This is a genomic window from Microcoleus sp. D2_18a_D3 (assembly GCF_036702455.1).
Lineage (GTDB): Bacteria > Cyanobacteriota > Cyanobacteriia > Cyanobacteriales > Microcoleaceae > Microcoleus.
This window is the reverse complement of the sequence record NZ_JAUBTK010000059.1, coordinates 1-26,978: the sequence shown is the minus strand read 5'-3', so window position 1 is coordinate 26,978 and position 26,978 is coordinate 1. Positions and strand designations below refer to the sequence as shown.

Here is a 26,978-nt window from a genome sequence, read left to right as displayed (position 1 = left end):
TTACCAAAGGCATAATTATGAATTTTTATATAGTTGACGTGTTTGCGGAGTCAAAGTATGCTGGCAACCAACTCGCTGTATTTTGCGGTGCGGGAGTTGCCGAACTATCTGAGGCCCAAATGCTGCTGATAGCGAGGGAAATCAATTATTCAGAAACTACGTTTATTCGATCGCCCGATCCGCGAGATGGTGGCTATGACGTGCGGATATTCACGCCCAAGAAGGAATTGCCCTTTGCCGGTCATCCGACTTTGGGAACTGCGTTTGTGTTGCAGCAAGAGATTATTCGCGAAAAGGTCGATCGAGTAATTCTCAATCTAGCCGTCGGTCAAATTCCGGTTACTTTTAATTATCACAATGAATCCGCAGATATTTTGTGGATGCGACAAAACCCGCCTAGTTTTGGTCAAGTTTTATCAGCCGAGACTGTGGCAAATGTCCTGAATTTAGAACCCGATGAAATTGATACCAACTTTCCAATTCAAGAAGTTTCGACCGGAGTGCCGTTTATAATTGTCCCCTTAAAAACTCTCGCCTCGCTCAAAAAAGCTCAAGTCAACTTAGATAAATATTTTGAGCTAGTTGATACAATGGAAGCAAAAGAAATTTTGATATTTTGCCCAGAAACTTACAGCGACGTTAATGATTTAAGCGTGCGAGTTTTTGCCCATTCATTAGGAATTCCCGAAGATCCGGCAACTGGCAGTGCTAACGGCTGTTTGGCTGGATATTTGGTAGAACATGATTATTATGGGTCAGCAAAGATTGATGTCAGAGTTGAGCAGGGTTATGAAATCGATCGACCTTCTTTGCTGTTGTTACAAGCTGCCAAAAATGAAGGGGAAATAGCAGTTTTGGTTGGCGGTAAGGTGGTGATGGTTGCTAAGGGAGAATTTGTGTAGCTGATTCAATGGGATTTTTTTTTTACCGCAGATGCACGCAGATATGTACAGCCCGGTTGAAATTAGATTTTGGCGATCCAGGAAATGAATTGTATGTTGTATAATGTAGTTAAGATTAGGAATAATCATCAAAAACTATGACGGCAACAATCCAAGCTAGAGAAGTTACTCTCTCCTACTTAAGGGAAAAATTTAATATCCAACTCGTTGATGACGACCAATTTTTTCGTGAATGGATTGACGAATTACCCGAAATCAGCGAATTTGAAAAACAATTTCTCGATCAAGTGAAAGCTAGCTATTTCAACTTAGTCGAGTATCCTCCCATGCTAGAAACTACCGTCAAAATGGTAGTCTTATCTCCCTTGCTACATTTTGCAGGTTTCTATTTACCTCCCTTTCATATCAAAGCTGAACCTGAAGTAGAAATTTTCTTTGAAGACGAAGACGAGACAATTATCAGAGGTAGGATGGATGTCCTGGTTTTAAAACAGCAGTTTTGGGTAATGGTTATCGAGTCAAAAAGCGCTCAAATTTCCATAGAAACAGGATTAGCGCAAATATTAGCTTATCTGCTGGCTAATCCTAATCCTAGCATGGCGTCCTTTGGAATGCTAAGCAACGGCAGGAATTTTCAGTTCATTAAAATGACGTATCAAGGTACACCGCAGTACGGTTTATCTAATTCCTTTGATTTGCGCGATCGAGGAAATGAATTGTACAATGTACTCAAAATTATGAAGCGAATCGCTCAAATTGTGAAATATTACACATAAAAAAGGATTAATTCACATGGTAAGTTCAGTAAATCATAGAATTGTATGAGGTAGCTCATATTCATTGATTCGCGTGATTGTTAGGCTGAAAAAGTCATCAATCAATACCAGAGACTTTCCAATGCTGCAAAGATTTTCGCGGACTTTAAATGTATCCCCTGACGCTTCTGAAGCCCTGCTTTCACTTCCATTAACCAGCTTGCTGGATTCACCGGAATTCAATCAATTATTCGCAAGTCTGGATAGTGGTTTGCTCAAAGAAACTTTGCCAACGGCTGGAACTGTTTTAGCTCAAAAGCTGCCGCGTTTTTACGACTGGTTGCAAACAGAACTAGGAATTAAAAACGTCCCTGAGAGTCCCGATCATACTACGAAATGGGTAATCGGTTTTTTGAAGAATCAAGAAAGTTTAACTCGTTTAGTTGATCTGCACAAATCAATTCCTAGACAGGCATTAGAACGAGCGATACCTCGTTTAGTTAGCGCCTTTGATGAGGTTCAACCCACCGCTGTAAAGCAATAATGGGAAAAAGCGATCGCAGCACTTTGTCTGGTTCTGGCAGTCGCAGCGCGGGAAAATCAGCCATCTGCAGCCTGAAGCAATTCTGTCTGAGTTTAAACAAAGCGCTTTTTTCGGAAAATTTGCAATTGAGTGCGATCGATCTGAACGACTACTGGCCGCCGTTTGTTGAGGACGATCGCATTGTGTCTGTTTAGCAAAAGCAACTGAGCCAATATTGCCACAATCGCGCGTCTTTTGAGAAACTTGCCTTCAAAACGGGCCATTCGGACGATCGCCTCTTCGATTTTATAACAACAGTTGTTGCCTTTCGGGGAAATGACAAAAATCGTTCCCGGTATGTAATCGCCTTCATTTGCCCAGAAAGCATACCTTTCGCCTAAAGTAAAATAGTGAAAAACATTGTTAGCGGTGGAAGTTTTAGCTAACTTTTCCGAAACGCCCAAAGAATTAAAAATTACAGTGGATCTAATATAATCCGGGTATTTTGCTGCTATTTGCTGAGCAACTTTGCCGCCCAAACTTTCTCCGATGACATCGGGCGGATTCCCGCTGTAAAATTGCTGCTTTATCCAATCAATAGCACCCGCAGTTTGCGCTGATTTTAACTGGCGTTCTAGTTTTGCCATAAATACATCGGGCGTATCTTCCAAAACGCGCTCGAAAGGATACCAAGAACCGTAGCCGCGAATCACTAAAACAGGTGGATTATTGCTAGAAATGGGAACGCGACTTTCAGCATAAAAACCAGTGCGAGAGTCTTCAAACACTTTTTGTATGATATAATTTCCATCAATAACTTGCCCTTCTTCGTGCCGAATGTAAATTGAAGGATTATTGGGTTTAAAAGTATCGTGCAGTTGGGGTTTGGCAAATTTTTCATACAGGGAATCTAGCAAGTGCCTTCCCGTTTGGCGATCGACAAAATCTGATTTTGTTATTTTCATCCCAAATCTCATTTTTAACTGCTTGTGGGGGGAAAACGCGGTATTTTTGCAAAATACCTTTACCCAGATTTGGTAGGGGCGGGTTCACCAACCATATCTAACGATTACCGACAATCTAGATAAACCCGCCCCCCACCACCGATAACCTAGGTCAACCCGAAATTTGCATCGCATCGGAAAATGTACATGATGATTTATTGTTCGGTTCGGGCGGGTTTTCGAGATTGTTTGTTTCAGGCAATTATTGTTTGTAAAACCCGCCCCTACAAGCACCCGGTACATGATGATTTATGGTTCGGTTCGGGCGGGTTTTATGGATTGTCAATTATTGGCAAATATTGTCGGTGAAACCCGCCCCTACCAAATCCGCCAAATGTACATCGGATTTATCGTTGGGCGAGGGCGGGTTTGATAGATTGTCAATTATTGGCAATTATTGTAGGTAAAACCCGCCCATATCAAATCACTTTTACAAAACTCGCAATGTGCTAGCAACACTATCGACTGCTTCCAGCGCGCGAATTTCATCGAGTGCTTGTTGAAAATTCCCTTCCCTAACATCGTGAGTCACGACGACAATTTCTGCTAAATCGCCGTGGATTCCCGTCTGCACAACTGATTCCAAACTAACTTTGTGGTTGCCGAAACAAGTGCCGAGTTTGCCAATTACCCCAGGAGTATCGCGCGTCAGAAAACGGGCGTAAAAGCGAGTAACAAGTTCCTGCATCGGAGCAATTTTGCAGTAGTGTTGGTGACTGCAACTCAGCAAAGGATGGGGAATCGGAACAGTTTCGGTTTTCAGGATGGCCGCCACATTCATGATGTCGGATACTACGGCGCTAGCTGTGGGACCCGCACCGGCACCGCGCCCGTACAGCATCAATTGCCCGATCGGCTCTCCTTCGACTAAAATTGCATTGTAAACCCCGTTAACACTCGCCAGCGGATGAGTTTTCGGCACAAAACTTGGATGCACTCGAATTGACAGCAGTTCGCTTTCTGCCTCCGCTTGCTTGCCATTGTAGCGGGAGGTTTCTTGAGCAATAGCCAACAATTTAATCACAAATCCCAGCTTGTCGGCGTAGTCAATATCAGCCGCACTAACTTTTCTGATACCTTCGCAATGAACATCTGCTAATTTGATGCGTCCGCCAAAAGCTAGCGAGGCTAAAATAGCAATTTTATCGGCCGCATCTAATCCATCTACATCTGCTGTGGGGTCAGCTTCAGCATAACCTAATTGCTGAGCGTCGGCGAGCACTTCGGCAAAGTCTGCGCCTTCTGTTTGCATCCGCGTCAGGATGTAATTAGTTGTGCCGTTGACGATGCCGGTGACTGTTTGAATGCGGTTTGCACCTAAAGATTGTTTCAGGCTTTGAATGACCGGAATGCCGCCGCCGACAGCAGCTTCTAGCATTACGTAAACGCCTTTTTTGTTGGCGGCCTCGAAGATTTCATTTCCGTAGCGGGCGATAACTGCTTTGTTGGCAGTGACGACGTGCTTGCCGCTGGCAATAGCCTGTAAAATGAGCGATCGCGCCGGTTCCAATCCGCCAATCAGTTCTACTACAATATCAATTTCCGGGTCAGTTGCGATCGCTTCTAGGTCAGTTGTCAGCACATTTTCTGGCAATTGTAAAGACCGAGTTCGAGAAATATCGCGCACTCCCACCCGATAGATTTCCAATTCCTGCAACAGCGGATGGCGGCCATCTGGGGAGAGCAAAATCTCTGCTGTTCCCGCGCCAACTGTACCCAAACCTAACAAACCAATTTTGAAAGCCACGACTTTGACCCGTAGAAACTCAATTAAGCCACAACCATTGTAGGCTATTCGCGTACCGGAGCAATCAAAATAGTATTGTAGGGTACGCATTCCCTACCTTATATCAAATCCGTTAGCGTCGGAATAGTAAATTCGAGTTCACTGTTGACTGTTGACTGTTGAGGGTTGAATGTTCACTGTCAACAGTCAACAGTCAACAGTCAACATCATTCCGGTGTTACCGGAAATGATATTACAAGTCGGATATAATTGGCCTACAAACAATTGTAGGGCGAGCCAAGCCCACCCTACAAATCAGATTAAATCAGGTAACACATTAATAAGTTTCAACGTGCCAACGGTGTTCTTTCTTCAACTGTTTCTGATAGGCAGCCCAGTCAACACCGTACTTGCCAGCCGCGGCCGACATTCCCTCATCAATTCCGCCTTCCATACCCTTCAAACCGCAGATATAAGTGTGAGTATTCGGCTTTTGAACCAATTCCCACAATTGGTCTGCGTTCTCTTGAATCCGGTTTTGAATGTACATCTTGCCGCCGTCAGCATTCTTTTGCTCGCGGCTGATGGCATAAGTCAAGCGGAAATTATCGGGGAACTCGCGCTGCAATTGCTCCAACTCTTCCTTATAAAGAATGTTGGGAGTGTAAGCAACTCCAAAGAACAACCAAGCTAAACCTCTGAATTTGTAATCGGGGTTGTTTTCTTTAAACATCCGCCACAAATAAGCCCGGAAAGGAGCAATACCCGTACCGGTACCCATCATAATCACGGTGGCTTCCTCGTCGTCGGGCAACAGCATTTCCTTGCCTACGGGGCCGGTGATTTTGACATCATCCCCAGGTTGCAAACCGGTGAGAAAAGTCGAACAAACACCAAAGACTTGTTCACCGGTCTCTGGGCTTTTGTACTCTAGGCGGCGCACGCACAGCGAGACTGTTTTGTCGTCGAGGTGGTCGCCGTGACGGGTGGAGGCGATCGAATACAGCCGAATTTTGTGAGGTTTGCCGTTTTTATCCGTGCCATCGGGAATAATCCCGATACTTTGACCTTCGAGATAGTGCAAATTGCCTCCAGAAATGTCGAAGGTGACGTGGCGGACTGTGCCGTCGCCGCCTTCTCTGACTAATTCTTCTGTAGAAATGCACTTACCAATATAGGGATTGGCCGGCTTGTAGAGGTTAACAGGAACCTGAACTTTTTCCTTGGCTTGAGTCATGGGCTTAGTTTCTTCTCCAGATTTCTGACTCTGTAGCCCTGCTTCTGGTGCGACTTTGCCATTTGTTTCGGGAGCGCTGTTTGAGGGGCGGATGCTGACAATTCTTCCACCCATCCGAGCAATCCGGCGCATTTCCTGATTCATGCGATCGTAGGGCACGGAGATAAATACGCTGCCGCTACGGCGAATCGGGTTATTTATTTGGTCAGTTGCTTGGCTCTGACGCATACCCTCCACTTCGTAAACAAAGATGCGGCTGCCTGATTCTGAGTTTGCCGCTCCACCAGATAAGCTTGGACTGTACATTTGTTGATTTTCCTTCACGATACAGAGTTATAAAGAAAGAGAATGTGACGTTAGACTCAATTTACTTTTTTCTTAAGGCCATCGGGACTAATTGGCCGCGCCAATTTCTGGGCCTCGCCACGCCGTCCGTAGTGTTGAAGTTGCGATCGCTCGCGTATCAAATCCCTACTAGCCGAACGCCGCGCTCACCGAGCCCTATTGCGTTCGGCTGTTGACCTATAGCTATTGTTGTCTGCGTACTGCCAACATTTTACCCGATCGGGGGATCTGCCCCGCTAAGTCGTTCTGATTTGGGGATTCGGGGAGAGGGGGAGAGGGGGAGGGGGAGAAGCCAGAGGGTTCGAGGATTTGACTCTTTGGGGAATACGGGATTGAAATATACAATTTAAAGGCAGTAGAGCCTAAAGGAAGATTTCACCAGTTAATAAGGTTGAGCTTGTAGGGGGCGGACGCATTCTGGTAAGATTAACCGCTAAAGTTAGTATTAATTACTTGCCTTGAAGATTGCTTGGGTCTTCCCGGGCAGGCAGTCAACTCACTGCTGTATGCTGGTGAGAACTTGATCCTCTCGGGGTAGCAAAGCAGCACAAAGCCTGCTTGTAGCTACCTGCGGGCTGAAATTTTGTGGAATCTAGACTTGAGTTAGTTAGTAAACCGTGATTGTTTTAGAGGGAAACTATGACCAGTAAGCCGGATCGCGTGGTTTTAATTGGCGTTGCCGGAGATTCCGGATGCGGAAAATCTACTTTTTTGCGCCGATTGACAGATTTGTTCGGGGAAGATTTCGTGACTGTAATCTGCCTCGACGACTATCACAGTCTCGATCGCAAGCAGCGCAAGGAAACAGGGATTACAGCCCTTGACCCCAGAGCGAACAATTTTGACCTGATGGCCGAGCAAATGAAGGCGCTCAAAGAAGGTCGGGCGATCGACAAGCCGATCTACAACCACGAAACCGGTATGATCGACCCGCCCGAAAGGGTAGAGCCGAATCACGTGATTGTGATTGAGGGGCTGCATCCGCTGTACGACGAGCGAGTTCGATCGCTCCTCGACTTCAGCGTCTACCTCGACATCAGCGACGAGGTAAAAATTGCTTGGAAAATCCAGCGCGACATGGCGGAACGGGGCCACCGTTACGAAGACGTGCTGTTTGCGATCAATGCTCGCAAACCGGATTTTACCGCCTACATCGACCCGCAAAAGCAATATGCTGATGTGGTAATTCAAGTGTTGCCGACCAACTTGATCAAAGATGACAAGGAGCGGAAAGTTCTGCGCGTGCAGATGATCCAGCGCGAAGGCATCGCCAATTTTGAGCCTGCGTATTTGTTTGACGAAGGTTCAACAATTAACTGGGTTCCTTGCGGCCGCAAGCTGACTTGTTCCTATCCCGGAATTAAGATGTACTACGGGCCTGATGCTTTCTACGGTCACGAAGTCTCGATTTTGGAAGTAGATGGTCAATTCGAGAATCTCGAAGAAGTTATTTACATCGAAAGCCATTTGAGCAAGACTTCTACGAAGTATGAAGGCGAGTTAACTCACCTGTTGCTCCAGCACCGCGAATATCCTGGTTCTAACAATGGAACTGGTTTGTTCCAAGTGTTAGTGGGATTGAAGATGCGGGCTACTTACGAGAAGTTGACCGCAAAAGAAGCGAAAGTGGCTATGAGTGTTTAGAACACAGACATGAAAGATTTGGGAGGCGCAATTGCGCCTCTTTTTTTGTGGAGAAATGAACCGCAGAGGGCGCAGATGGCGCAGAGTAGAGTTAGGGGAGGGTGTTTGGAAGTAGAGATTTTAAGAAGGTTTTTCCGGCTTCATTCAGGTCGCTATCTAGGGAAAAAGTTAGGCTGCGAACTCGGATATCGTCATTTTTTATATCTAGTGGCTGTGTGAGGTTTTGCGGGTAGATGAGAATTGCATTTTGGCACTTTAACGCATTTGCGTAAGCAACTATTTGATGAATGTCATTATTGGCTACTTTATCGGGAGCTTTGTATTTGGTATCGAGGACATACTGGACTTTACTTGTTGCAATATCGCACAGCAGTAAGTCAATCCGATCGAAATAGTTTTGGTCATGGGTGACTCGGTGTTGTTGTTTGACAAAAAAGCCTTTTGGTGTATTCGCTTTGAGCCATTCAGCGACAAATTGTTCATATAAATTAGCCATGTCTATGAGAAAAGGGAGCATTTCGCGATCGCCTGTTTCGTGACTAGGCACTGTGTTATCTAAAAAGAATCGACATAAGGCGTGTAAAAGTTGATAATCTTGATTCAAACGGTGATAATTTCTATCCATACAAGCGTCTGATTTAAAAGATTTTAATGTAACAAATCCTTGGAGTGCGTGAAAGGCTTTTCGCACAGTGGATGAAACAGATTCACGGCACAAACCGCTGCGACCAATGATGAAAAGTGTCCAAGCGAGTATTTGATTATCTTCGATGTCGCCTGTTTGTTCGTTGTAGTGGCATTTTAGTTTAACATCCCAAGGTTTTTGCAGGGCTGAGCGCAAATCGACGCGACCGCGAATGTAGGCGAGTCTTTCGGTTTTGGATAAGTAATCGCGATATAATCCTTTGCGACAGCGTTCTAAAATTTTATGAGCAAGAATGTTAGCTAATGTCTCGTAACTTTCTTCTAAAGATTGGCAATGAATCAATCCTTGGGGAAATTTGATCTTAAGGTTGTAGGCATAGTCAATCATTCCGAAGAGGTTGTTTATGGGAACCTGTGGGCGGATGGCGATGTGAAATTCTGGAGTGATGGGAATGTTGCCAACTCGACCTTTAGATTTTAAGTGCCATTGATATTGTGTTTTAAAGTTGGGAAATTCTATATCGATTTCCTTGTCATAATTATTGTGTATTTTTTGTCCTACTGATTCGGGGATTGAGTATTGTTCAAAGCTTGCGGATTTATATTCGGTGAGTTCGATGATTTGGGGTGATTCTCGTTTCATAGATGCTGTAACGCCGTGTTGGTAGTAATAATGGTAGCGTTAGACGATAAATTGCTGAATTGATATTTGATTTTATCCCAGAGAAATTCATCCATTTTTGCCTGGTTATCAAAGAAGTATTCTTCAAGGTATGGCTCGATTTCCATTTTCCAAATATCTTGGATATCTTCAGCTAAGGTTTTTGTCAAAAAGAAGGATATGCCTAATTCATAGTGTTTGTTGTTAATTGCGCGATTGACTTCTTCGAGAATGCTAGTTAATTTATCAACTGGAAAACCAGTTTCCTCTCTGTGGTGATACTGTCGCAGCACTTCATAGCTTGGATAGACGGGAATGAATGCGAAACGGCGGCGGAGTGCATTATCAACTAAGGCAATAGAACGGTCTGCGGTGTTCATTGTGCCAATAATGCGGACATTTGTAGGGATTCTAAATAGTTTACCGCTGGCTAGTATAATAGAGCGTCCTGTGTCTTGTCGGTCATCTAGGAGATACATTAACTCGCCAAATACTTGAGAGAGATTGGCGCGATTAATTTCATCAATAATGAGAACGCAAGTGTCTTCACAGGCTTCGGCTTGTTTGCAGAATTCTAGGAATCTACCGGGAACTATTGAGTAGGTTAATTGTCCGTTTTGAGTTATTGGGCGGAGGCCTTCGAGAAAGTCTTCGTAGGTGTAGGCGGGGTGAAATTGGATAATGTCTGAGAAACCGTCACCGCCGCCGATTAAGTGTTTGGCAAGTTTTTCTGCTATGAACGTTTTTCCGGTTCCGGGTGGGCCTTGGATGATGGTTTGGCCTTTGCGGTTAATGGCGTGTATCCATTGGGTTAGTTGGGTTGTTTGAAAACCAGTAATTTCTGATATTTTTTCTAGTTGATACTCTGGATTAAATTCCTTTTCATACACTGAAAGATATTGACTGAGAAGAAGCTCTGGGTTATTGTTTGCTCCGGTCAAGTTGAAAATTAATAATAAGGGAAATAGTTTTTTAAAGGTTTGTGCTATTTTTTGAATTAAGTGTTTGGCAGAATATCTTAGTATTTCCTCTGACTCAAGTGAGATCGCGACTTGAACATCAAAACCTCTAAGCCGTTCCAATTCGGTTGTTGGATAGCTATTTATTTCGGACAACATACTTTCTAATAGTTTATGAATAGATTTTTCCGGCTTCATTATGCGCTTTAATCTTTCTCCCAAATCATTGGTTGTTAGACAGCTATAAGAAAAAGAATGTCTGTGAGGAAGGTGATAACGTTTAAGAATTTCGATTAAATTAACGTTATTTCCATAATCTTTGTAGCAATTTACCATTGGCGGAAAGAAATGGTTGTTTCCAGAAAAACCAAAAGTTAATGTCTGGTTTTCAACTGTTAACATTAACTTATCAGATTGCCTACTATTAGCCCTACCGTTAAAACAGTAGTCTACACTGTAGACTACTGTCGATTTCAAAGATTGTGTTTGAATGTTGCCAAAGCTCTCCTGCTTGATATCTATATATTTTTTAATAAAATCCGGCAACTGCTCTTCTACCTGGCTTAAAATATACTTGAGTGGCACTTCTACATATTGTAAGAAATCTTTTTTGTGTTCCCGGTAAAAATCGGAAGTGGGAGTTTCATTAAATTCGGCCAATAGGTTAAATGTGTTTACTGAAAAAGGACTTTCAGGATGTACAAAAACTTGTTCCATTTTTTCTGTATCTTTAAGGTGACTCAATTGTTGTTCTTAAATTATTGTAGCCGATCGCCCTTTCCGACACCAGATATCAGAGATGCGATCGCACCCACCATCCTTACCCATATCAATAGCCCTCCCAAACCTGTAACACTGGCAAAACCGCTAACAACAGTTCCCGGAAAATTTAAACTTGCGCCGAGTGACTCAGATTTACCAAATTGTGTCTATACTAGATAATTGAATCCGGCGATCGCGACTAATAACGGGTACATTAAGATACAAAGCAGTAGCAGCAATAATGCGATCGGGTAAATCGGGAATTTGCGATCGGTCAACTTGCCTTAAAGTCAAAGCTATATTGCGATCGAAAGGAATTTCAACCAATAAGGCATCATCGCTCTCAACTTCTCTCAAGAATAGATCGAGAGTAGTTGAATTAAGCCGCCCTCTCTCGCTCAGATAGACAATTTCTGCTAATGTAATTGATGAAAAAGCCACCTGATTTCCCTCTGCTGCTATCTGTTCTATTGTCGTTCTAGCAGTCACCGAAAGTCGCTTTCTCGGCAAAGATATACCAGATCACCGCATGAGTATCAGCTACAGCACGCAGCATTAGAAATCCTCCCTTGAGAAATTCGCCCATTCTTCGCTGCGAGCTTCATCTATATCAGCGGCAGAAGGTGCAATTCCCAAGTCAGCACATAAACCCCACAACGATTTGCGGGGAGCGGGCAGAACAACTAATTCTCGTTCTATTTCAGGAACTATCCACTTAATCAATCGTAACTTTTCGGCTAGAGACAAGTGCTTAACAAGATTTAAAACCGCCTCAAAAGTCATGTTTTTTATGTTTAAATTGGTGATTGATGTAATTGTAGCATTTGGGCTGCCAAGGACAGCATCACCAGGTTTGGGTTGAGAAGATTTGTTTACCACGGTTCCCGGAAAAGTTAAAACTGTGTCGAAATTATCTAAACGTGCTATATTCAACTCCGTAAACCCTGAACTGCGCTTTCAGGTAATGCAAATTTATAAACGAGTCAACTGAATGCTCTCTACTTTTAAGAAACTAGCTTCAATTGCAATCATCTTTGCCGCCCTAAAACTTTTACTTAATTATCCACCTTTCAGAGAAATAGAAAATTATATCGCAAATAGAGACCCAGCAAGTGCCACCTTAGACAATGGAACTCTGCAGCAAAAATCCAGCAGCCCGCCTCCGGTACTTCCCAAAAAATCACCGGAGCAAAAATTCGATGTAGTAGTATATGGTGATGAAGTACCGGGGATATGTGCGGCGATATGGGCTAAGAAAACTTTAGGCGCAAAGGGCAAAGTTGCGATCGTGCGATCGAACTACGGAAGAGATCCTTTGGGCGGCTTACTCACCCGCGGCGGTTTAGCTTACATCGATTTAGATAAAATCCCCAGTTGGTACCGCCAACCCTACGCCCAATGTTTTAAGGAATTCTTAGATAAAGCCAATGCGCGCGAATCTTGCTTAGACCCAAAAAAGGCAGATCAAGCTCTCAGGCAAATGCTTTCAGCAGCAAAAGTCAAAGTTATTTCCAACTCAACTCTTACTCCCCACGTCGTAGATAAAAAAATCGAATATGCCGAAGTAAAAGGCAAAAACTTAACAATTAAAGCCAACTCTTTTATTGACGTAACTCAAGACGCTGAATTGGCAAGAAAAGCAGGATTATCTTATTATACAGGATATGAATCTCAAAATATCAAATCCAAAAATGAAACTTTAGCAGTTTCTGTAGTTCCGAGAATTACAGGTATAACGATGTCCGAGTTCCGCAGAATAGAAGATGAAATTCTTTACAACAGGTCTTTAGTAAAAAAGATTAAAGAAAGCATTACAAAATCTAAAGATCCGGCCAGTACAAAATTCTGGCTGAGGAATTTCTGGAGTACGATTTATCAGCCATATACAGACGGCTACGATATCAGAAGCGTAGCCATAGGTGCAGCGTATCACATAGACAGAAATCTGCCATTTAGTCAAAATAAAGGATTCTTTTTTGATAAAGGCAATGTCTGCGTTTATAACAACAATGTGCTCTCCTGGAACGGGTTTCTGTTTAAATACCAAGTAGACCAAATCATGAAGATGGAAGCTAACGGCAGAAAACCGACTCCTGAAATGATTAAAGAAATGTCACATCTCCAACACTGGCTACAAAAGAAGTCTGGTAAAGATGTGAGAGTATTTATTCCCGACGAGATTTATATCAGGCAAACTTTGAACGTTCGCGATGTGGTAGATCCGCTGACGGGGAAGGAGATTATCAAAGGAGGAACAGTACCCGAAAAGTCGATCGGCAGTTTTTCCTACGATTTCGATATGCGGGGCGGAGTCAAGAATTTATCTGCGAGAATTCCGCCGCTGCCTGTGTATAATTTCGGCATAGAAAGCGCTTTGGCTAGCAAAGTGAAGAATTTAGCCATTGTCGGGCGATCGTCCGGTTATGTTGGTATGGCTGTATCCGTCGGGCGAATTGCGACGGTGAATATTTATCAAGGACAGGGTGTGGGCGTGGCGGCTGCCTTGGCTAGCAAGTTCGGCGTACCTCTGAATTCGATTACTTCCGCTGAAACGAAAAAAACTCTGGAGACTTTAACGGGGAAAACTACGTATTTGTCGGGGAGAGATACGAGTTATGGGGTGGATTATAAGGAGGTGAAGTAATCGAGGTATAGCAGGAGCCCGTGTTGCTATACGATGTTAAATCCCGCCTACAAACTAGAAATTTTTGTTTGAGTTTGAGAACAAAAAACGCAATTCCTGGAGTTGGATAACTGTTATTTATTGCGATTCTTAATTATTGCAATTTGTTTTACCAGTAGGACTAAGGCAAAAAGAAAACCGATTTCTCTGCAAAATCGTGGCTTTCTCCCAGAGAATGCAGGTTGTGGATTAGGGATTTCTGTCAAATAAGATATTAAAAAGATTTAACCACTGAAGATGTCGAAACCTCATATTCGACGGCGCAAGATTCCCCAACTCTTAGATATCATCTCGATCTTCGCTCTGCTGCTGCTCGTATTCTGTAATAATGTTCTGAATATCCTCTGCTGCAATATCGACTTGTTCTGATTTGGTGTAAAGGGTCAGCAAAATGATTCCCGTTGCTGTTTGGACGTAGTAAATTAAACGGTATCCACCACTTTTACCTTTTTGAGTGTCGCTATTTCGGACTCTCAACTTGAAGACTGCATAACCCACTCCAGCAATTCGATCTCCTGGCAGTTCTCCCCGTGTGAGTTGTTCGATAATGGGTTGAATATCATTGCGAATGCTGCGGTATTTTTTTGCAAGAGTGCGTAAATTGCGATTGAAGGTTGGTGAAACTATAACTTGAATTAAGGGCAAGTCAGTCATTTTCAATTCCTTCCCACATTTGAGCAACCGAAATGGTTTGCCCAGTCATGGCTTCGTGCCAAGCTTGCCGAAAATCTTGTAGAAGCGCTGCTTTAGATTGGCCCTCTCCGTCAATTTCTGAGGGTTCTGAAATACTAAAAGAATTAGCAGGAGGCATCGCTTGGATTTCTGCTGAGAAAACCTCTGGCAGATTATTTTGCGAAATGATTACCCCCTGACGTTGCTTTTGGCTTAGAAACTCTATAAAACTCGCAACTAATGCCAGATGTTCTGGAGAGAGTCGATCGAGCCATCGATCGATTTGATGTCGAAGTGCAGCTACATTCATAATGCCATCAAACCTTTTAATTTTACCTTCATTTTAACGTAAACCCGCCCCGCCTTGAATATCGCTCTTCCCTCTGCCTCTGACGCGGATGCGGTTCAAAACTCTTCTCCTCCCTTCTATGGCACAATCATAAATAAGATCAAACTCTCAAGCCACCATGACCGCAAACCTACCACCCCAATACGACCCCAAAGCCACCGAAGCGAAGTGGCAAAAATACTGGGAAGACAACCAAACCTTCAAAGCTGACCCCGAAGCCGGAGGCGAACCTTACTGCGTCGTCATCCCGCCGCCCAACGTGACCGGCAGCCTCCACATGGGACACGCTTTTGAAGAGACGCTGATTGATGTCCTCGTCCGCTATCACCGCATGACTGGACGCAATACGCTGTGGTTGCCGGGAACGGATCATGCTAGCATCGCAGTTCAAACTATTCTCGAAAAGCAACTCAAAGCAGAAGGCAAAACTCGCCACGATTTAGGCAGAGAAAAATTTTTGGAACGGGCCTGGGAGTGGAAAGCGGAATCGGGCAATACTATTACTAATCAATTACGCAGTTTGGGCGTGTCTGTTGATTGGTCGCGCGAACGCTTTACGATGGATGAAGGCTTATCCGCTGCGGTTTTAGAAGCGTTTGTCCGTTTGTACGATGAGGGGCTGATTTATCGCGGCAATTACTTGGTGAATTGGTGTCCGGCGAGTCAGTCTGCTGTGTCGGATTTGGAGGTAGACCAGCAGGAAGTTGAAGGCCATTTGTGGCATTTCCGCTATCCTTTGACGGACGGTTCTGGTTATTTGGAGGTGGCGACGACGCGGCCGGAAACAATGTTGGGCGATACTGGGGTGGCGGTGAATCCACAGGACGATCGCTACAAGCATCTTATCGGTAAAACTGTGACTTTGCCGATCGTGAATCGCGAAATCCCAATCATTGCTGATGAGTTTGTCGATCCGACTTTCGGAACTGGTTGTGTCAAGGTGACACCCGCCCACGACCCGAATGACTTCGAGATGGGTAAGCGCCACAATTTGCCGTTTATTAACATCATGAATAAGGACGGCACTTTAAATGAAAATGCCGGAGAGTTCCAGGGAAAAGACCGATTTGTTGCCAGAAAAAATGTGGTGCAGCGGTTAGAAAGTGACGGGGTTTTGGTTAAAATAGAAGATTACAAGCATACAGTACCCTACAGCGAACGCGGCAAAGTTCCGGTCGAACCGTTGCTATCTACTCAATGGTTTGTGAAGATAGACCCTCTTTCTCAACGCGCTTTAGAAGCATTAGATCAAAGTAACTCACCAGTCTTTGTTCCTGACAGATGGACAAAGGTTTATCGCGATTGGCTGGTGAAGCTAAAGGATTGGTGTATCTCCAGACAATTGTGGTGGGGACACCAAATTCCGGCTTGGTATGCTGTTAGCGAAACCCAAGGAGAAATTACTGATACAACACCTTTTATAGTTGCGAAAACTGAAGCTGAAGCTAAGGAAAAAGCTACGGCTAAATTTGGTAATGACGTGCAGCTAGCCAGAGATCCAGACGTATTGGATACTTGGTTTTCGTCCGGGTTGTGGCCTTTCTCAACTTTGGGATGGCCTGACGAAACTAAAGATTTGGATTTTTACTATCCCACAACTACTTTAGTTACAGGTTTTGATATCATCTTTTTCTGGGTTGCTAGAATGACGATGATGGCAGGACATTTTACTGGAAAGATGCCTTTTGATACTGTTTACATTCACGGTTTGGTGTTGGATGAAAACGGTCAGAAAATGTCTAAGAGTAAAAACAACGGTATCGACCCGCTGCTGTTGATTGGCAAGTACGGTACTGATGCTTTGCGCTACACTTTGGTTAAGGAAGTGGTTGGGGCCGGTCAAAATATTCGCATGGAGTACGATCGCAAAACTGATGAATCGAAATCAGTGGAAGCTTCGCGGAACTTCACGAATAAGTTGTGGAATGCGGCCAGGTTTGTGATGATGAATTTGGAGGGACAGACTCCGGAACAGTTGGGAAGTCCTTCTGGGGGAGGTGGTTTGGAATTGTGCGATCGCTGGATTCTGTCTCGTTACAATCAAGTTGTGCAAGAAAGCCGACATTGTTTGGAAAATTACGGTTTGGGGGAAGCCGCGAAGGGACTTTATGAGTTTATTTGGGGCGATTTCTGTGACTGGTATATTGAGTTAGTCAAGTCTCGCTTGCAGCAGGATGCTGAACCAAATTCTAAGAAAGTGGCACAGCAAACTTTTGCTTTTGTGTTGGAAGGGATTCTGAAACTGCTGCATCCTTTTATGCCGCACATTACTGAGGAGATTTGGCACACTCTGACTCAAACAGGTGACGATCGATGTTTGGCTTTGCAAGCTTATCCTGAAGCCGATATCTCGCTAATCGATCCAGAGTTAGAACAGCAATTTGAGTTATTGTTTGGTACTATTCGCACTATTCGCAATTTGCGGGCAGATGCTGATATCAAACCCAGTGTGAAGGTGACGGCGATTTTGCAAAGCGACAACGAGAAAGAACGCCAAATCATCTCAGATGGAGGTGTTTACATTCAGGATTTGGCAAAAGTCGAAAATCTGACCGTAACTGCTAGTTTGGATGCAGATTTGGGACAGACAATTACTGGGGTTGTCGGTACTGTGCAAGTATTGATTCCTCTGGCTGGGGTGGTCGATTTGGCGGCTTTGCGTGCTAAGTTAGAGAAGAAGTTGAGCAAAGTGGAAGCTGAAATTAAGCATACTGCGGCGCGCTTGACTAATCAGAAGTTTGTGGATAAGGCTACTCCTGATGTGGTTCAGGGGGCGAGGGATGCTTTGGCGGAAGCCGAAAAACAGGCCGAGATTTTGCGCGATCGGCTAAAGTTGTTTTAAGAGTTGACTGTTGACTGTTGACTGTTGACTGTTGACTGTTAACTGTTGACTGTTTTTAGTCAATTTGTAGGGTGCGTGAGGGCGAAAAACCTGGGAATCCCAAGGAAAATATTGACTCTCACGCACCACACGCGCGATCGGCTATAATCAAATAAGATTTTACAAGGTCTTTGGTTTTTAACTTAACTATTTAGAGATTTTAGTTTGGGATCTCACTATGCTATCAATAATTTATCCTCATATCGAGAAAGTAGCAGGTCAACCCGCACGGTTGCAGCGGATACCCCGCGTGCGGGTTGTTCAGATTGTGATGGATTATTTAGCTTACGGTTGGTCAGTCGAAGAAATGTGCCGCCAGCATCCTTATTTGATGCCGTCGGAGGCTCATGCAGCGATGGCTTATTACTTCGACTTTCAATCTGAAATTGAGCAGGAGATTCGCGCGGAATGGGAGCAGGTACAACAGGAAAAATCTTTGCTTTTACCTTCACCATTTTTCGTGAGAATGCGAGCTAAGGGATTATTGTAAGTGGCAATTTTTCTGTACATGGACGTTCACATTCCCCAAGCAATTACCGAGCAGTTGCGCCGTCGTGGTGTAGATGTTTTGACTGCGATCGAAGATGGTGCGACAGAATTGCCGGATGATCAACTTTGGGAACGTGCCACTCAGCTAGGGAGAGTATTGTTTACTCAAGATATCCGTTTTAGGGCAATGGCTCAAGATTGGCAGCGTCAGGAAAGACAGTTTGCTGGTTGGATATTTGGACATCAGCTAGGCGGTACGATCGGACAATTTGTTAAGGATTTGGAACTCATTACTTTAGCCTCGGAATCTGATGAATGGATGAATGCTGTTGAGTATATTCCTTTTTAGGACGATCGCACTTCCGTGTGAGAAAAATAGTAAAAATTAGGCCAAACAAAAATTACCAATCACTAATTACCCTCATGTTATATTTAGCCCAAGTACAAAATCAGGAAAATTTAGGTGAGATAAGTCTGCAATTGCTGGCTTGCCAAAATTCTGATGATACTTGGGCTATTCTTAGTGAAGAAAGTTTCTTGACATTACCGAAAGATTTTGCTCAAAATCCAATTAACTGTGCAACGAATGTTTTAAATGAAGGAATTTTAGTATTAGCAAATGTTGACGAAAATAGCCAGGTTTTGCATATTCAAGCAGCTACAAACTGGGTACTACAATTAGTAGAGAAATATTTAACAACAGGCTTTACCCCCGATTTTTTGCAGCAAGAAGCCCAGAAAGCAGAAGATTGGAGGCAATCTCTCACTTTGCAGAGTCAAGAATTGTCTCGCCGCTTGATTGAAGTTGAAGCCCGCCGAGAACAAATTCAAAATTTAGAAGCAAAACTCCAGCAGGAAAAGCAATTGTTGGAAAGTTCGATCGCCCAATTGCAAATTCCGCCCGCTACTCCACTAATTTGACTTAAATTAACACAGCAAACCTAGGGACACGGCACTAGCGCATCCCCACAAACCTCATATGCAATTTGCTGGACATCATATAATTTGTAACTTGACAAATACCCCTTACCAGTTGCTGACTCGCCAGCAAAATTGCCTGCGGCTAAAGCACTTTTGACTTCATCCAAGCGGCGGGGAGACACAGCAGTTTCTGAGAATTGCTAACATAAGCCCGCTTCTGAAACACATCATATTGATTGCGTTCGATCGCATTTAAGATCCTGCTGTACAGCATGGTAGCAGCCCAAACAGTCCAGCGGATATCGGGACTGAGCACTTTAATTCCCGGTTCGGCGCTGGCGTATAATTTGCGAGCTCGCTGAATTTGAAACCGCATCAATTCCCGCCAGCGGTTGTCAATTACACCGTTGAATAAATCTTCTTCCGTGTAGTTAAACAAGGCTAAGTCTTCTAAGGGAATGTAAATGCGGCCGCGGCGGGCGTCTTCTCCGACATCGCGCAGAATATTAGTCAACTGCTTGGCAATACCGAGGGCGATCGCTTCTTCTTTGGGAATTCTATTCCCCCAGTGCCAATTCCAGTTAGCAGCGGAGCTCGATTCGCCTACACCCATGACAGACATCGACATCAGCCCGACAGTACCCGCTACTCGATAACAGTAAAGATTGAGCTCTTCAAAAGTTTCGTAGCGGCTGCGGTACAAGTCCATTTGCTGGCCCGCAATCATTTCTCGAAACGGCCCAATGTCGATCGGGAAACGAGACAGCGTATCCACCAACGCTACGTCGTAGTCGTCGTGAGGATGGCCGGCAAACACAGATTCTAGGCGTTTTTCCCACAGATTGAGGGTTTCAGGGGTCGTTGCATCAGAACCCGGCCCGTCTACGAGTTCGTCGGTGCGGCGGCACCAGACGTAAATCGCCCAAATCGCCCGACGCTTGGCTTCGGGCATGAGTTGAGTGCCTAAATAAAAATTTTTGGCATAACTCGCCGTGACTTGGCGGCACAGTTCGTAGGAGTCATCAACAGAGGCCAGAGTTCTCATGCACTGGAGTTTTGACAGTTGCAGCATCCGAGAATAAGAAATTTAAAGATTAGAATTGACATTCCCCCGTTTAGAAAACGGGAGATTTTTTACGTCTTTATGAAAAATTCTTAATTTTTCATTTGTTATTGGCCGTTGAAATAGCCTGCGCTGTCAGCTTACCAGAAAGCACGGCACCTTCCATACTCGCAAGATAACGCTGCATTGTATAATCCCCCGTTAGATAGAAATTGCTAATGGGAGTTGTTTGTGTGGGACGGCACTGCTGGCGTCCGGGAGTGGCTTTGTAGACGGAACGTGGGGTTTTGACTACGTGATATTTGAGCAGTTTGGCGGGTTCTGGGATTTGATCGGGAAAGAGTTTTTCTAACTCGACCATTGTGGCTGCGACGATATCTTCGTCAGATTTGCCGATCCAGTCTTTGGCCGGTGCTAAAACCAGTTCCAGCATTGATTTGTCTGGGTTGGCATATTCGCGGCAGGTGTTGCTCATGTCGGCGTAGACGCTCAGCAGGGGCGATCGCGAGAACAGCAAATGGTCAATGTCAGTTAATTTGCGATCGAACCACAAGTGTACATTAATGACGGGTACTCCCTCCAAGCCTTCGAGCTGTTTGAAATAATCCATTTCGCCCCAAGGTTTCGGCATCATCAGCTTCAGCGGGTCAACCGGCATCGCGGAAACGTAAATATCGGCCGTCAGAATTTCTGACTCTGCCCCTTTTACTCCCCGAATCTGGAAGCCCCGCACCGTGTTGTCATCGTTGAGCAAAAACTCGCCGATAGGTGCATTCAGCCGTACTTCACCGCCTCGCTCAGTTATGTAGTCTACCATCGGCTGACACAACCTTTCTGTGGGGGAACCGTCTAAAAAGGCCATTTTCGAGCCGTTTTTCTCTTGCAAGAAGCGGTTGAGGGCTGTCAGCAGTATGGTTGCAGATATTTCGTGGGGGTCGATGAAGTTGAGCGCCTTGGACATGGCGATGAATACTTCTTTTTCGACTCTGGGGGGGACGTTTTGTTTTTTCAGCCAGTCGGAAAACGAGTATTTGTCCATTGCTTCGACATAGTTTTGACCCTGAAGCATGGCCGGAATCAAACCGATGCCAAAGCGGATTTTTTCGGGCCAGGTGAGCATATCGTTGTTGCTCAAGATGGCTGCGACGCCGTTGAAGGGGGCCGGAAGGTCGGGAAAGTCAAAGCGGGAATAGGTTCCGGGGGTTTCCGGCTGATTGAAAATCATGCTGTGTTCTTTCCATTGCAGCCGGTCTTCAATGTCAAGTTCTTTGAAGAGTTGGAGCATATTCGGGTATGCGCCGAAGAAGATGTGGAGGCCGGTTTCGTACCAGTCGCCGTCCGCATCTTTCCAGGCGGCAACTTTGCCGCCGAGTACGTCCCGACTTTCTAGGAGGATGGGGGTGTGGCCCGCGTCGGTAAGATATTTAGCGCAGGAAAGTCCTGCTAAGCCTGCTCCGGCGATCGCAACTCGCATTTGATACTACTTGGCCTCTGTGTTCGCTTCGGTTTAATTATACTTTACAACTCGTTACATTTTTTTGGGAAATCTGTAGGGACACGGCAGTGCTTGGATGTGTGTCAACTTAAGGTTAAACCTTTTCAGAGACTGCTGTTTGACTATTAAGGCCAGATCCCCCCTAGCCAAGGGCGGGCACGGGGGCACCGCCCCTACGAAGGGGGGGACAGGAGTCTTCTCAAAGTCCCCCAACAACCAGGGGGATTTAGGGGGATCTAGACTTAGTGTAAAAACGAGATTTATCAAGGCTTTCAGGCTTAAGTTGACACTCCTTGGGCATTACCGTTTTCGGTGCGGGGCGGGGTGGTCAGAAACCGGGTTTTTTACGACCCTACTTCGTTGTTACCCATAGATTCGGTAAAAAACCCGGTTTCTTTGGTGTGTATGCCTAATTCCTGACTAACGGAAATTTAGCAATAATTGCTATCATAAATTAAGAGCGAATTTTGATTAATTGCTTAATTTTATGGCACAAACAATTCAAGCTAAAAATGTCGCGTTGAACGATTTGGAAACCAACTTCAAAATTGAGTGGGTTGAGGATGACCAATTCTTTCGCGAGTGGCAAGATGATTTGCCAGAAATCAGTGATTATGAAAAACAACGATTAGACAGAGTGAAGGCAAGTTACAGGAATTTGCTCAAACATCCGCCACTTCTAGAAAATACAGTCAAAATGGTTGTGCTGTCTCCTTTTTTGGATTTAGCGGATTTTTATCTGGATCCTTTTCATGTTACTTCCGAAAAATCTGTAGAAATTGTGGAGGAAGATGAAGGAGTGATTGTCAGTGGACAGTTGGATATTTTGGCTTTGTTTCAGGAGTTTTGGGTAGTAGTTATTGAATCTAAGAAAGCGGCGTTTTCTTTGGAAGTAGGCATCCCGCAGTTACTAGCTTATATGTTAGCTAATCTGAATAGCGATCGACCTACTTACGGATTGTTAACGAATGGGGCAGATTTTCTATTTGTCAAGTTAGTTAAGCGGGAAACAGCACAGTACGCTTTTTCTCGGAAGTTTTACCTTTTCAATCCGGGGAATGATTTGTACAGTGTGCTGAGTATTTTGAAGCGCCTCGGTCAATTGAATGTTGGCAATAAAGTTTAGTGGGGGAATCAGAAACCGGGTTTTTGCGAAAATCTTTGGTTTTCACCCGCAGATGTGGTGAAAAACCCGGTTTCTTGGGCGTAGTCGATCAATCAGAAACCGGGTTTTTGCGAAAATATTCGTCGCTAGCCTTGAATCTCGGTAAAAACCCGGTTTCTTGGGCGTAGTCGATAAATCAGAAACCGGGTTTTTGCGAAAATATTCGTCGCTAGCCTTGAATCTCGGTAAAAACCCGGTTTCTTTGCTTGGAGTGCATAAGTCCTGAAATTGATGATTTTAGGTTTGCCCGGTTATCCCGCAAAGGTGCGATAGGCTTCCAAAGCTGCTTGTTTGACGGTTTCTGGCACAATCGGAAAAGTAGTCAAAATATAGGCAAATTCGGCTTCGGTTAAGCCGTAAAGGTGGGCGATGATGCCGTCTAATTCTGCTCGCAATTTAGCGCGTTCTGTTTCATCTGTAACACCTTCTCGGTGCGAGTTTAAGCCGACTTCTTGGGCTAATTCGTCAAATTCTGGGGCGGTGCAGATTAGTTTGGCGGCGCGCTGTACGATGTCGGAGAAGTATTTGTCACCTGATGTTAATCGCGGTACAGGAAGTTGGTAAACATAGAAAAAGTTGATGTTTGCTGAAATTCGAGATCGAAGTGGATAATCAATTACATAGCTATTCATCACTGACATAAAAAATAGTTCCGCTTGACAATCTGGTTTTAGCTGTTCGCTATATCTTATGACTGCCGTTGGCAACTTATTATTGCAAAAAACTTCTCTTGGCAACATAGTCATAATCATTGTTCGTAGATTAGTGCTACTAGCAATATCTCTAAATGCCAGACGATAAGTTTGATAATCTAGCTTTTGTCCTCTATCTGTCTCATTGCGTTTCAATAATGCTTTTCGTCCTTCATCCTCATCTATCCAATACTTAGGTTTACCCCATAGATGAGTAAACTGATGAATCATTTTCCCTTCATAAAGTGGCAGTCTCCCTTTGCCTGGTTCTTGCTTGAATAAATGACTGTCATTAGTCATGTGAAATTCCGCAGTTAACCGCAGATTCCATTTCCCCTCAATCTGTTCGCCCAGCAAAGGGAATTGCAGCATTTTCTCAGCAATCCGAATATCTCCCTCATTTTTAAACTCCATCACCGACAGAGAGTCAGGAGATAAGCGACGAATCAAGTTAACAGAAATCTCAATACATTCATCTTGATTATTCAGAAAAGTATCGAGTTTTTCCACCCGAATCGCTTCTCGCGGATTGATACGGAAAGCAGCTTTAAATGACTCTGTATTTTTACCTTTCTCAAAAGTGAGCAAGCAAAATTTGAAGCGGTGATCCACTCCTTCAAAAATAAATCTTTCATTCGACAAACCAAACAGTGAATCAATCTGAGTCTCAACAAATAACATTTCCCGCAGTTGTTTAGTTCCCAAATCAGTATAAACTCCAGAAGGAATAATGATGCCGCACTCGCCATTGGGACGTAAGAGGTTAAAACATTGCTCTAGAAAAAGCTTGTAGAAGTTAATATCAGTACCAGACTTTTTGCCGTTGACAATTGAAATCTGATTTTTGTACTGTTCGGCTGAACGATAGTAAGCACTAATATGAGGAAATTCACTCAAATATTTTAACCAACTTTCAGCAATCTCTGGATTTAGCAGAATTTTATTTTGCTCTTTTTCAAAAGTTTTGATATCCATCTTGCTTTTTTTGGCTAGTTCGTTATGCTGCACAAAAAACTCTCTAGCATTTGGCTTAAAAATTTCCCAAGGTGGATTAGTAATAATCGCATCAAAACCGCCCCGTTGATGCAAAATTTCATCAAACTCATAGCCCCAGTGAAAAGGCTTCAAAGCTTCTATATCAGCGAGAGTCAGGGTACGCTTGATCGGCTTACCGCTAATCTGTGCTTGTTCAAACTTAATTTTTAACTGATTGAAATCTTCCAACAAAATTTTATTAATATTTTCGATAGCCGAGGCTTTCTTTTCGGCAATTTCATCTCGCAAACTCTGCAAGTTTTGGCTATAGGTAGTCGCATGACGGTAAATAGAAATCAGACGATTTTTCTCCTCTAATACTTGTCTGTATGTCTTGTGAAACAAATTTAACTGAGTTCCACTTCCTTCATATTCTGCGTCATCCACCCGCAGTAATCCAATTAAGGAATTCCCCGCCATAATGTTAAAATCAATATTCGGCAGCGGTTCCAAGTCGTTGACATTCTGCGCCGCCGAAACCAAGGCCAAAAACAGTCGCAGTTTAGCAATTTCCACTGCTTCGGGCATGATATCCACGCCGTAGAGGTTGTCGCTAATAATCTTTTTTTTGATATAGTAGTTAAGTGAAGTATGCTCTTTTTCGATGTCTTTTAGGTAGTCATTGAGGTAACGGTCGTTTAAAAACTTGCTTGTACCAAAGACTTTTGAATAGATATAAATCAGCGTTTTCATGGCTGCGACTAAAAACGCGCCGGAACCGCAGGCTGGGTCTAATAATGTTAAGTTTGGGAGGATTTCTGTTAGCAGGCGGCGGCAGAGATTGGCATCGAGATTGGTGAGGAGTTCGGTGATGGTTTCAAAGGTAGGGGCGGTGCCCCCGTGCCCGCCCTCTACTTGGGGTAGGCACGGGGGCACTACCCCTACAAATTGGGGTAGGCACGGGGGCACTACCCCTACAAAACCCTGGTTTGCCTCTGTAGGGGCGGTGCCCCCGTGCCCGCCCTCATTAACTCTATCGAGGATTAGTTTGTTGATTGTGCGATCGCACAAATATTCAGTAATCTCCGGTCTGGTATAATAAGCACCAAAAGCTTTTTGGTTAATGTATTTCTCAAAGATGTATCCCAAAACCGCCGGATTAATTTCGTTTTCCTTCCCGCCCACAGTATCGTCAAGATTCCAAGAATAGGCGGCAAATAACTTAAATATTTTCTCAAAAGCAGCATCGGGTATAGCGATATTCGGATAATTTTGTTCGATGGGATGTTCTAGAAACAGTCCCCCATTCAAATATTTAACATCCCCGATTAATTCTTTAACGCCTTCCTCGCGCAAATCCAGAGGTTTAGCAAATCCATCAAAAAACAGTGTTTTCAAGAATTGCGAATAAAATAAATCGGTTCCCCGCTGCTTGCTTTCGGCTAACTTTTCCTGCAAATACAGCATTTTGCCGCTGTCGATAAATCCTTTGCGCTGCAAGAAATAAACAAACATCAAGCGGTTGAGTAAAACCGAAGTATACCAGCGTCTGTCTGTTTCCTTGTCAATGCCGCGAATCACACTTAAAAATTCAACGTGTTGCTGTTTAAACTCTTCAAAAAACTTCTTAGTAACTTGTTCGACATCCAATCCAGCCTGCAATCTTTCGACGACACCAGTAACCGAAAGCTTTTCTAATTCTTCTAAATCAACCTTTAAAGCTGTCACTTTACTCAGCAGCAAATCGCAAGGTTCCCGTTTCACGTATACATGATCGCGGGGATAAAGTTTTGTACCTTCGCGCTTTACCCAATACCACAGACATTTGGTGCGATTTTTATCAATAAAAATCAATATGTTTTCGGCAGAAATGTGGACGATTTCGCGATAAATTGTCAGTCTTTGGGCGCTGTTGGGGATATTTCCGCTATCGGCGATAATTTCATATACAACTACTCCGTTAAGTTGGGAAATGGCTTTTCGGGAATAAGTCTCGCCTTCTATTTCTAGAGGTACGGTTTTGGGGGAAGATGGATTATCCCAACCGAGTTTTTGGACGAATAATTTGTTGAATTCAAAGTCTTGGAGAAGTTCGCGGGATTCTTTAAGTGTTTGTGGCATGGTTATATATGAAGGAAGTTCGGCAACGGATTTTGTAACGGATGTAACGGATGTTTGGCAACGGATTTTGTAACGGATTTAAGGGATGTTATGGAATTAGGGGTGGGTGGTTAGAAACCGGGTTTTTGCGAGAATACTGGTTGATAGCCTTTAATCTCGGAAAAAACCCGGTTTCTTGGGCGCAGTCGATAAATCAGAAAGACGCTACTGGATTAATTAACTTGTAAAAAACGGTTCTTCCTTACTTGGTATGCCAAACTAACAATTAAAATGCCAAGTAAGTAAACATCTATTTTTGTAGTTTTCAAA

The 26,978-nt window shown here is 44.0% G+C and carries 22 protein-coding genes; 10 read left to right on the top strand and 12 right to left on the bottom strand.

Going from position 1 to position 26,978, the window contains the following annotated elements:
• Positions 1 to 17: 17 nt before the first annotated feature.
• From QUB06_RS23585 to QUB06_RS23575, 3 genes are all read left to right on the top strand, one after another.
• The gene (locus QUB06_RS23585; protein WP_333437345.1) at positions 18 to 902 is read left to right on the top strand and encodes a PhzF family phenazine biosynthesis protein; all 885 of its coding nucleotides are present in this window, start codon (positions 18 to 20) and stop codon (positions 900 to 902) included.
• Positions 903 to 1,039: 137 nt separating this feature from the next.
• Positions 1,040 to 1,678 carry a restriction endonuclease subunit R gene (locus QUB06_RS23580; protein ID WP_333106603.1) on the top strand — a complete coding sequence of 213 codons (639 nt, stop codon included), beginning with the start codon at positions 1,040 to 1,042 and terminating at the stop codon, positions 1,676 to 1,678.
• 121 nt (positions 1,679 to 1,799) lie between these two features.
• Positions 1,800 to 2,201, top strand: a complete 402-nt coding sequence (locus QUB06_RS23575) for a hypothetical protein (RefSeq protein ID WP_333437344.1) — start codon at positions 1,800 to 1,802, stop codon at positions 2,199 to 2,201.
• 92 nt (positions 2,202 to 2,293) lie between these two features.
• Here QUB06_RS23575 and QUB06_RS23570 read toward each other — a convergent pair whose 3' ends face one another.
• The 3 genes from QUB06_RS23570 to petH form a co-directional block, all read right to left on the bottom strand.
• Complete coding sequence (locus QUB06_RS23570; protein WP_333437343.1) at positions 2,294 to 3,145, bottom strand: hypothetical protein; 852 nt, start codon at positions 3,143 to 3,145, stop codon at positions 2,294 to 2,296.
• A 469-nt stretch (positions 3,146 to 3,614) separates the two neighbouring features.
• On the bottom strand, positions 3,615 to 4,931 hold the full coding sequence (locus QUB06_RS23565; RefSeq protein ID WP_333437365.1) for a homoserine dehydrogenase: 1,317 nt from the start codon (positions 4,929 to 4,931) through the stop codon (positions 3,615 to 3,617).
• Positions 4,932 to 5,247: 316 nt separating this feature from the next.
• Positions 5,248 to 6,453 carry a ferredoxin--NADP reductase gene (gene petH / locus QUB06_RS23560; RefSeq protein WP_333437342.1) on the bottom strand — a complete coding sequence of 402 codons (1,206 nt, stop codon included), beginning with the start codon at positions 6,451 to 6,453 and terminating at the stop codon, positions 5,248 to 5,250.
• Between the two features lie 678 nt (positions 6,454 to 7,131).
• Between petH and QUB06_RS23555 the strand changes: the two genes are divergently transcribed.
• A complete protein-coding gene (locus QUB06_RS23555) occupies positions 7,132 to 8,136 on the top strand; it encodes a phosphoribulokinase (RefSeq protein WP_333437341.1) in 1,005 nt (334 codons plus the stop codon).
• Positions 8,137 to 8,227: 91 nt separating this feature from the next.
• Here QUB06_RS23555 and QUB06_RS23550 read toward each other — a convergent pair whose 3' ends face one another.
• From QUB06_RS23550 to QUB06_RS23535, 4 genes are all read right to left on the bottom strand, one after another.
• A complete protein-coding gene (locus QUB06_RS23550; protein ID WP_333437340.1) occupies positions 8,228 to 9,424 on the bottom strand; it encodes a 5-methylcytosine restriction system specificity protein McrC in 1,197 nt (398 codons plus the stop codon).
• The gene (locus tag QUB06_RS23545; RefSeq protein ID WP_333437339.1) at positions 9,421 to 11,118 is read right to left on the bottom strand and encodes an AAA family ATPase; all 1,698 of its coding nucleotides are present in this window, start codon (positions 11,116 to 11,118) and stop codon (positions 9,421 to 9,423) included. The genes QUB06_RS23550 and QUB06_RS23545 overlap by 4 nt, the downstream gene beginning before the upstream one ends.
• 198 nt (positions 11,119 to 11,316) lie before the next feature.
• A complete protein-coding gene (locus QUB06_RS23540) occupies positions 11,317 to 11,652 on the bottom strand; it encodes a PIN domain-containing protein (protein ID WP_333437338.1) in 336 nt (111 codons plus the stop codon).
• Positions 11,653 to 11,718: 66 nt separating this feature from the next.
• Positions 11,719 to 12,096, bottom strand: coding sequence for a hypothetical protein (locus QUB06_RS23535; RefSeq protein WP_333437337.1), 378 nt, complete (start codon positions 12,094 to 12,096; stop codon positions 11,719 to 11,721).
• A 58-nt stretch (positions 12,097 to 12,154) separates the two neighbouring features.
• Between QUB06_RS23535 and QUB06_RS23530 the strand changes: the two genes are divergently transcribed.
• Entirely contained in the window at positions 12,155 to 13,807 is a 1,653-nt protein-coding gene (locus QUB06_RS23530; protein WP_333437336.1) for an FAD-dependent oxidoreductase, read from the top strand.
• 318 nt (positions 13,808 to 14,125) lie between these two features.
• On the opposite strand, the gene QUB06_RS23525 is transcribed toward QUB06_RS23530, so the two are convergent.
• Both QUB06_RS23525 and QUB06_RS23520 read right to left on the bottom strand, forming a co-directional pair.
• Positions 14,126 to 14,500 carry a type II toxin-antitoxin system RelE/ParE family toxin gene (locus QUB06_RS23525; protein ID WP_333437335.1) on the bottom strand — a complete coding sequence of 125 codons (375 nt, stop codon included), beginning with the start codon at positions 14,498 to 14,500 and terminating at the stop codon, positions 14,126 to 14,128.
• Positions 14,493 to 14,828: a hypothetical protein gene (locus QUB06_RS23520; RefSeq protein WP_333437334.1), complete on the bottom strand. Its 336-nt coding sequence runs from the start codon at positions 14,826 to 14,828 to the stop codon at positions 14,493 to 14,495. The genes QUB06_RS23525 and QUB06_RS23520 overlap by 8 nt, the downstream gene beginning before the upstream one ends.
• 157 nt (positions 14,829 to 14,985) lie before the next feature.
• On the opposite strand from QUB06_RS23520, the gene QUB06_RS23515 reads away from it, so the two are divergent.
• The 4 genes from QUB06_RS23515 (at position 14,986) to QUB06_RS23500 (ending at position 19,158) form a co-directional block, all read left to right on the top strand.
• Positions 14,986 to 17,709: a valine--tRNA ligase gene (locus tag QUB06_RS23515; RefSeq protein WP_333437333.1), complete on the top strand. Its 2,724-nt coding sequence runs from the start codon at positions 14,986 to 14,988 to the stop codon at positions 17,707 to 17,709.
• Positions 17,710 to 17,926: 217 nt separating this feature from the next.
• Entirely contained in the window at positions 17,927 to 18,238 is a 312-nt protein-coding gene (locus tag QUB06_RS23510; protein WP_333060152.1) for a DUF433 domain-containing protein, read from the top strand.
• A complete protein-coding gene (locus tag QUB06_RS23505) occupies positions 18,239 to 18,586 on the top strand; it encodes a DUF5615 family PIN-like protein (RefSeq protein WP_333437332.1) in 348 nt (115 codons plus the stop codon).
• Positions 18,587 to 18,660: 74 nt separating this feature from the next.
• Complete coding sequence (locus tag QUB06_RS23500) at positions 18,661 to 19,158, top strand: hypothetical protein (protein WP_333437331.1); 498 nt, start codon at positions 18,661 to 18,663, stop codon at positions 19,156 to 19,158.
• Positions 19,159 to 19,300: 142 nt separating this feature from the next.
• Here the strand turns inward: QUB06_RS23500 and crtB are convergent, their stop codons facing one another.
• Positions 19,301 to 20,230, bottom strand: a complete 930-nt coding sequence (gene crtB, locus QUB06_RS23495) for a 15-cis-phytoene synthase CrtB (protein ID WP_242722403.1) — start codon at positions 20,228 to 20,230, stop codon at positions 19,301 to 19,303.
• Between the two features lie 91 nt (positions 20,231 to 20,321).
• Positions 20,322 to 21,695: a 15-cis-phytoene desaturase gene (pds, locus tag QUB06_RS23490; protein WP_333077175.1), complete on the bottom strand. Its 1,374-nt coding sequence runs from the start codon at positions 21,693 to 21,695 to the stop codon at positions 20,322 to 20,324.
• 508 nt (positions 21,696 to 22,203) lie between these two features.
• Here pds and QUB06_RS23485 point away from each other — a divergent pair.
• A complete protein-coding gene (locus QUB06_RS23485) occupies positions 22,204 to 22,842 on the top strand; it encodes a restriction endonuclease subunit R (RefSeq protein ID WP_333437330.1) in 639 nt (212 codons plus the stop codon).
• 290 nt (positions 22,843 to 23,132) lie between these two features.
• On the opposite strand, the gene QUB06_RS23480 is transcribed toward QUB06_RS23485, so the two are convergent.
• On the bottom strand, positions 23,133 to 26,669 hold the full coding sequence (locus QUB06_RS23480; protein ID WP_333437329.1) for an Eco57I restriction-modification methylase domain-containing protein: 3,537 nt from the start codon (positions 26,667 to 26,669) through the stop codon (positions 23,133 to 23,135).
• Between the last annotated feature and the right edge of the window lie 309 nt (positions 26,670 to 26,978).

Bases quoted from the DNA above. Each gene is read 5' to 3' on its own strand.
- QUB06_RS23585 (WP_333437345.1), top strand. From the start codon at position 18: ATGAATTTTTATATAGTTGACGTGTTTGCGGAGTCAAAGTATGCTGGC.
- QUB06_RS23580 (WP_333106603.1), top strand. From the start codon at position 1,040: ATGACGGCAACAATCCAAGCTAGAGAAGTTACTCTCTCCTACTTAAGG.
- QUB06_RS23575 (WP_333437344.1), top strand. From the start codon at position 1,800: ATGCTGCAAAGATTTTCGCGGACTTTAAATGTATCCCCTGACGCTTCT.
- QUB06_RS23570 (WP_333437343.1), bottom strand. From the start codon at position 3,145: ATGAAAATAACAAAATCAGATTTTGTCGATCGCCAAACGGGAAGGCAC.
- petH (WP_333437342.1), bottom strand. From the start codon at position 6,453: ATGTACAGTCCAAGCTTATCTGGTGGAGCGGCAAACTCAGAATCAGGC.
- QUB06_RS23555 (WP_333437341.1), top strand. From the start codon at position 7,132: ATGACCAGTAAGCCGGATCGCGTGGTTTTAATTGGCGTTGCCGGAGAT.
- QUB06_RS23550 (WP_333437340.1), bottom strand. From the start codon at position 9,424: ATGAAACGAGAATCACCCCAAATCATCGAACTCACCGAATATAAATCC.
- QUB06_RS23545 (WP_333437339.1), bottom strand. From the start codon at position 11,118: ATGGAACAAGTTTTTGTACATCCTGAAAGTCCTTTTTCAGTAAACACA.
- QUB06_RS23530 (WP_333437336.1), top strand. From the start codon at position 12,155: ATGCTCTCTACTTTTAAGAAACTAGCTTCAATTGCAATCATCTTTGCC.
- QUB06_RS23525 (WP_333437335.1), bottom strand. From the start codon at position 14,500: ATGACTGACTTGCCCTTAATTCAAGTTATAGTTTCACCAACCTTCAAT.
- QUB06_RS23520 (WP_333437334.1), bottom strand. From the start codon at position 14,828: ATGAATGTAGCTGCACTTCGACATCAAATCGATCGATGGCTCGATCGA.
- QUB06_RS23515 (WP_333437333.1), top strand. From the start codon at position 14,986: ATGACCGCAAACCTACCACCCCAATACGACCCCAAAGCCACCGAAGCG.
- QUB06_RS23510 (WP_333060152.1), top strand. From the start codon at position 17,927: ATGCTATCAATAATTTATCCTCATATCGAGAAAGTAGCAGGTCAACCC.
- QUB06_RS23500 (WP_333437331.1), top strand. From the start codon at position 18,661: ATGTTATATTTAGCCCAAGTACAAAATCAGGAAAATTTAGGTGAGATA.
- crtB (WP_242722403.1), bottom strand. From the start codon at position 20,230: ATGCTGCAACTGTCAAAACTCCAGTGCATGAGAACTCTGGCCTCTGTT.
- pds (WP_333077175.1), bottom strand. From the start codon at position 21,695: ATGCGAGTTGCGATCGCCGGAGCAGGCTTAGCAGGACTTTCCTGCGCT.
- QUB06_RS23485 (WP_333437330.1), top strand. From the start codon at position 22,204: ATGGCACAAACAATTCAAGCTAAAAATGTCGCGTTGAACGATTTGGAA.
- QUB06_RS23480 (WP_333437329.1), bottom strand. From the start codon at position 26,669: ATGCCACAAACACTTAAAGAATCCCGCGAACTTCTCCAAGACTTTGAA.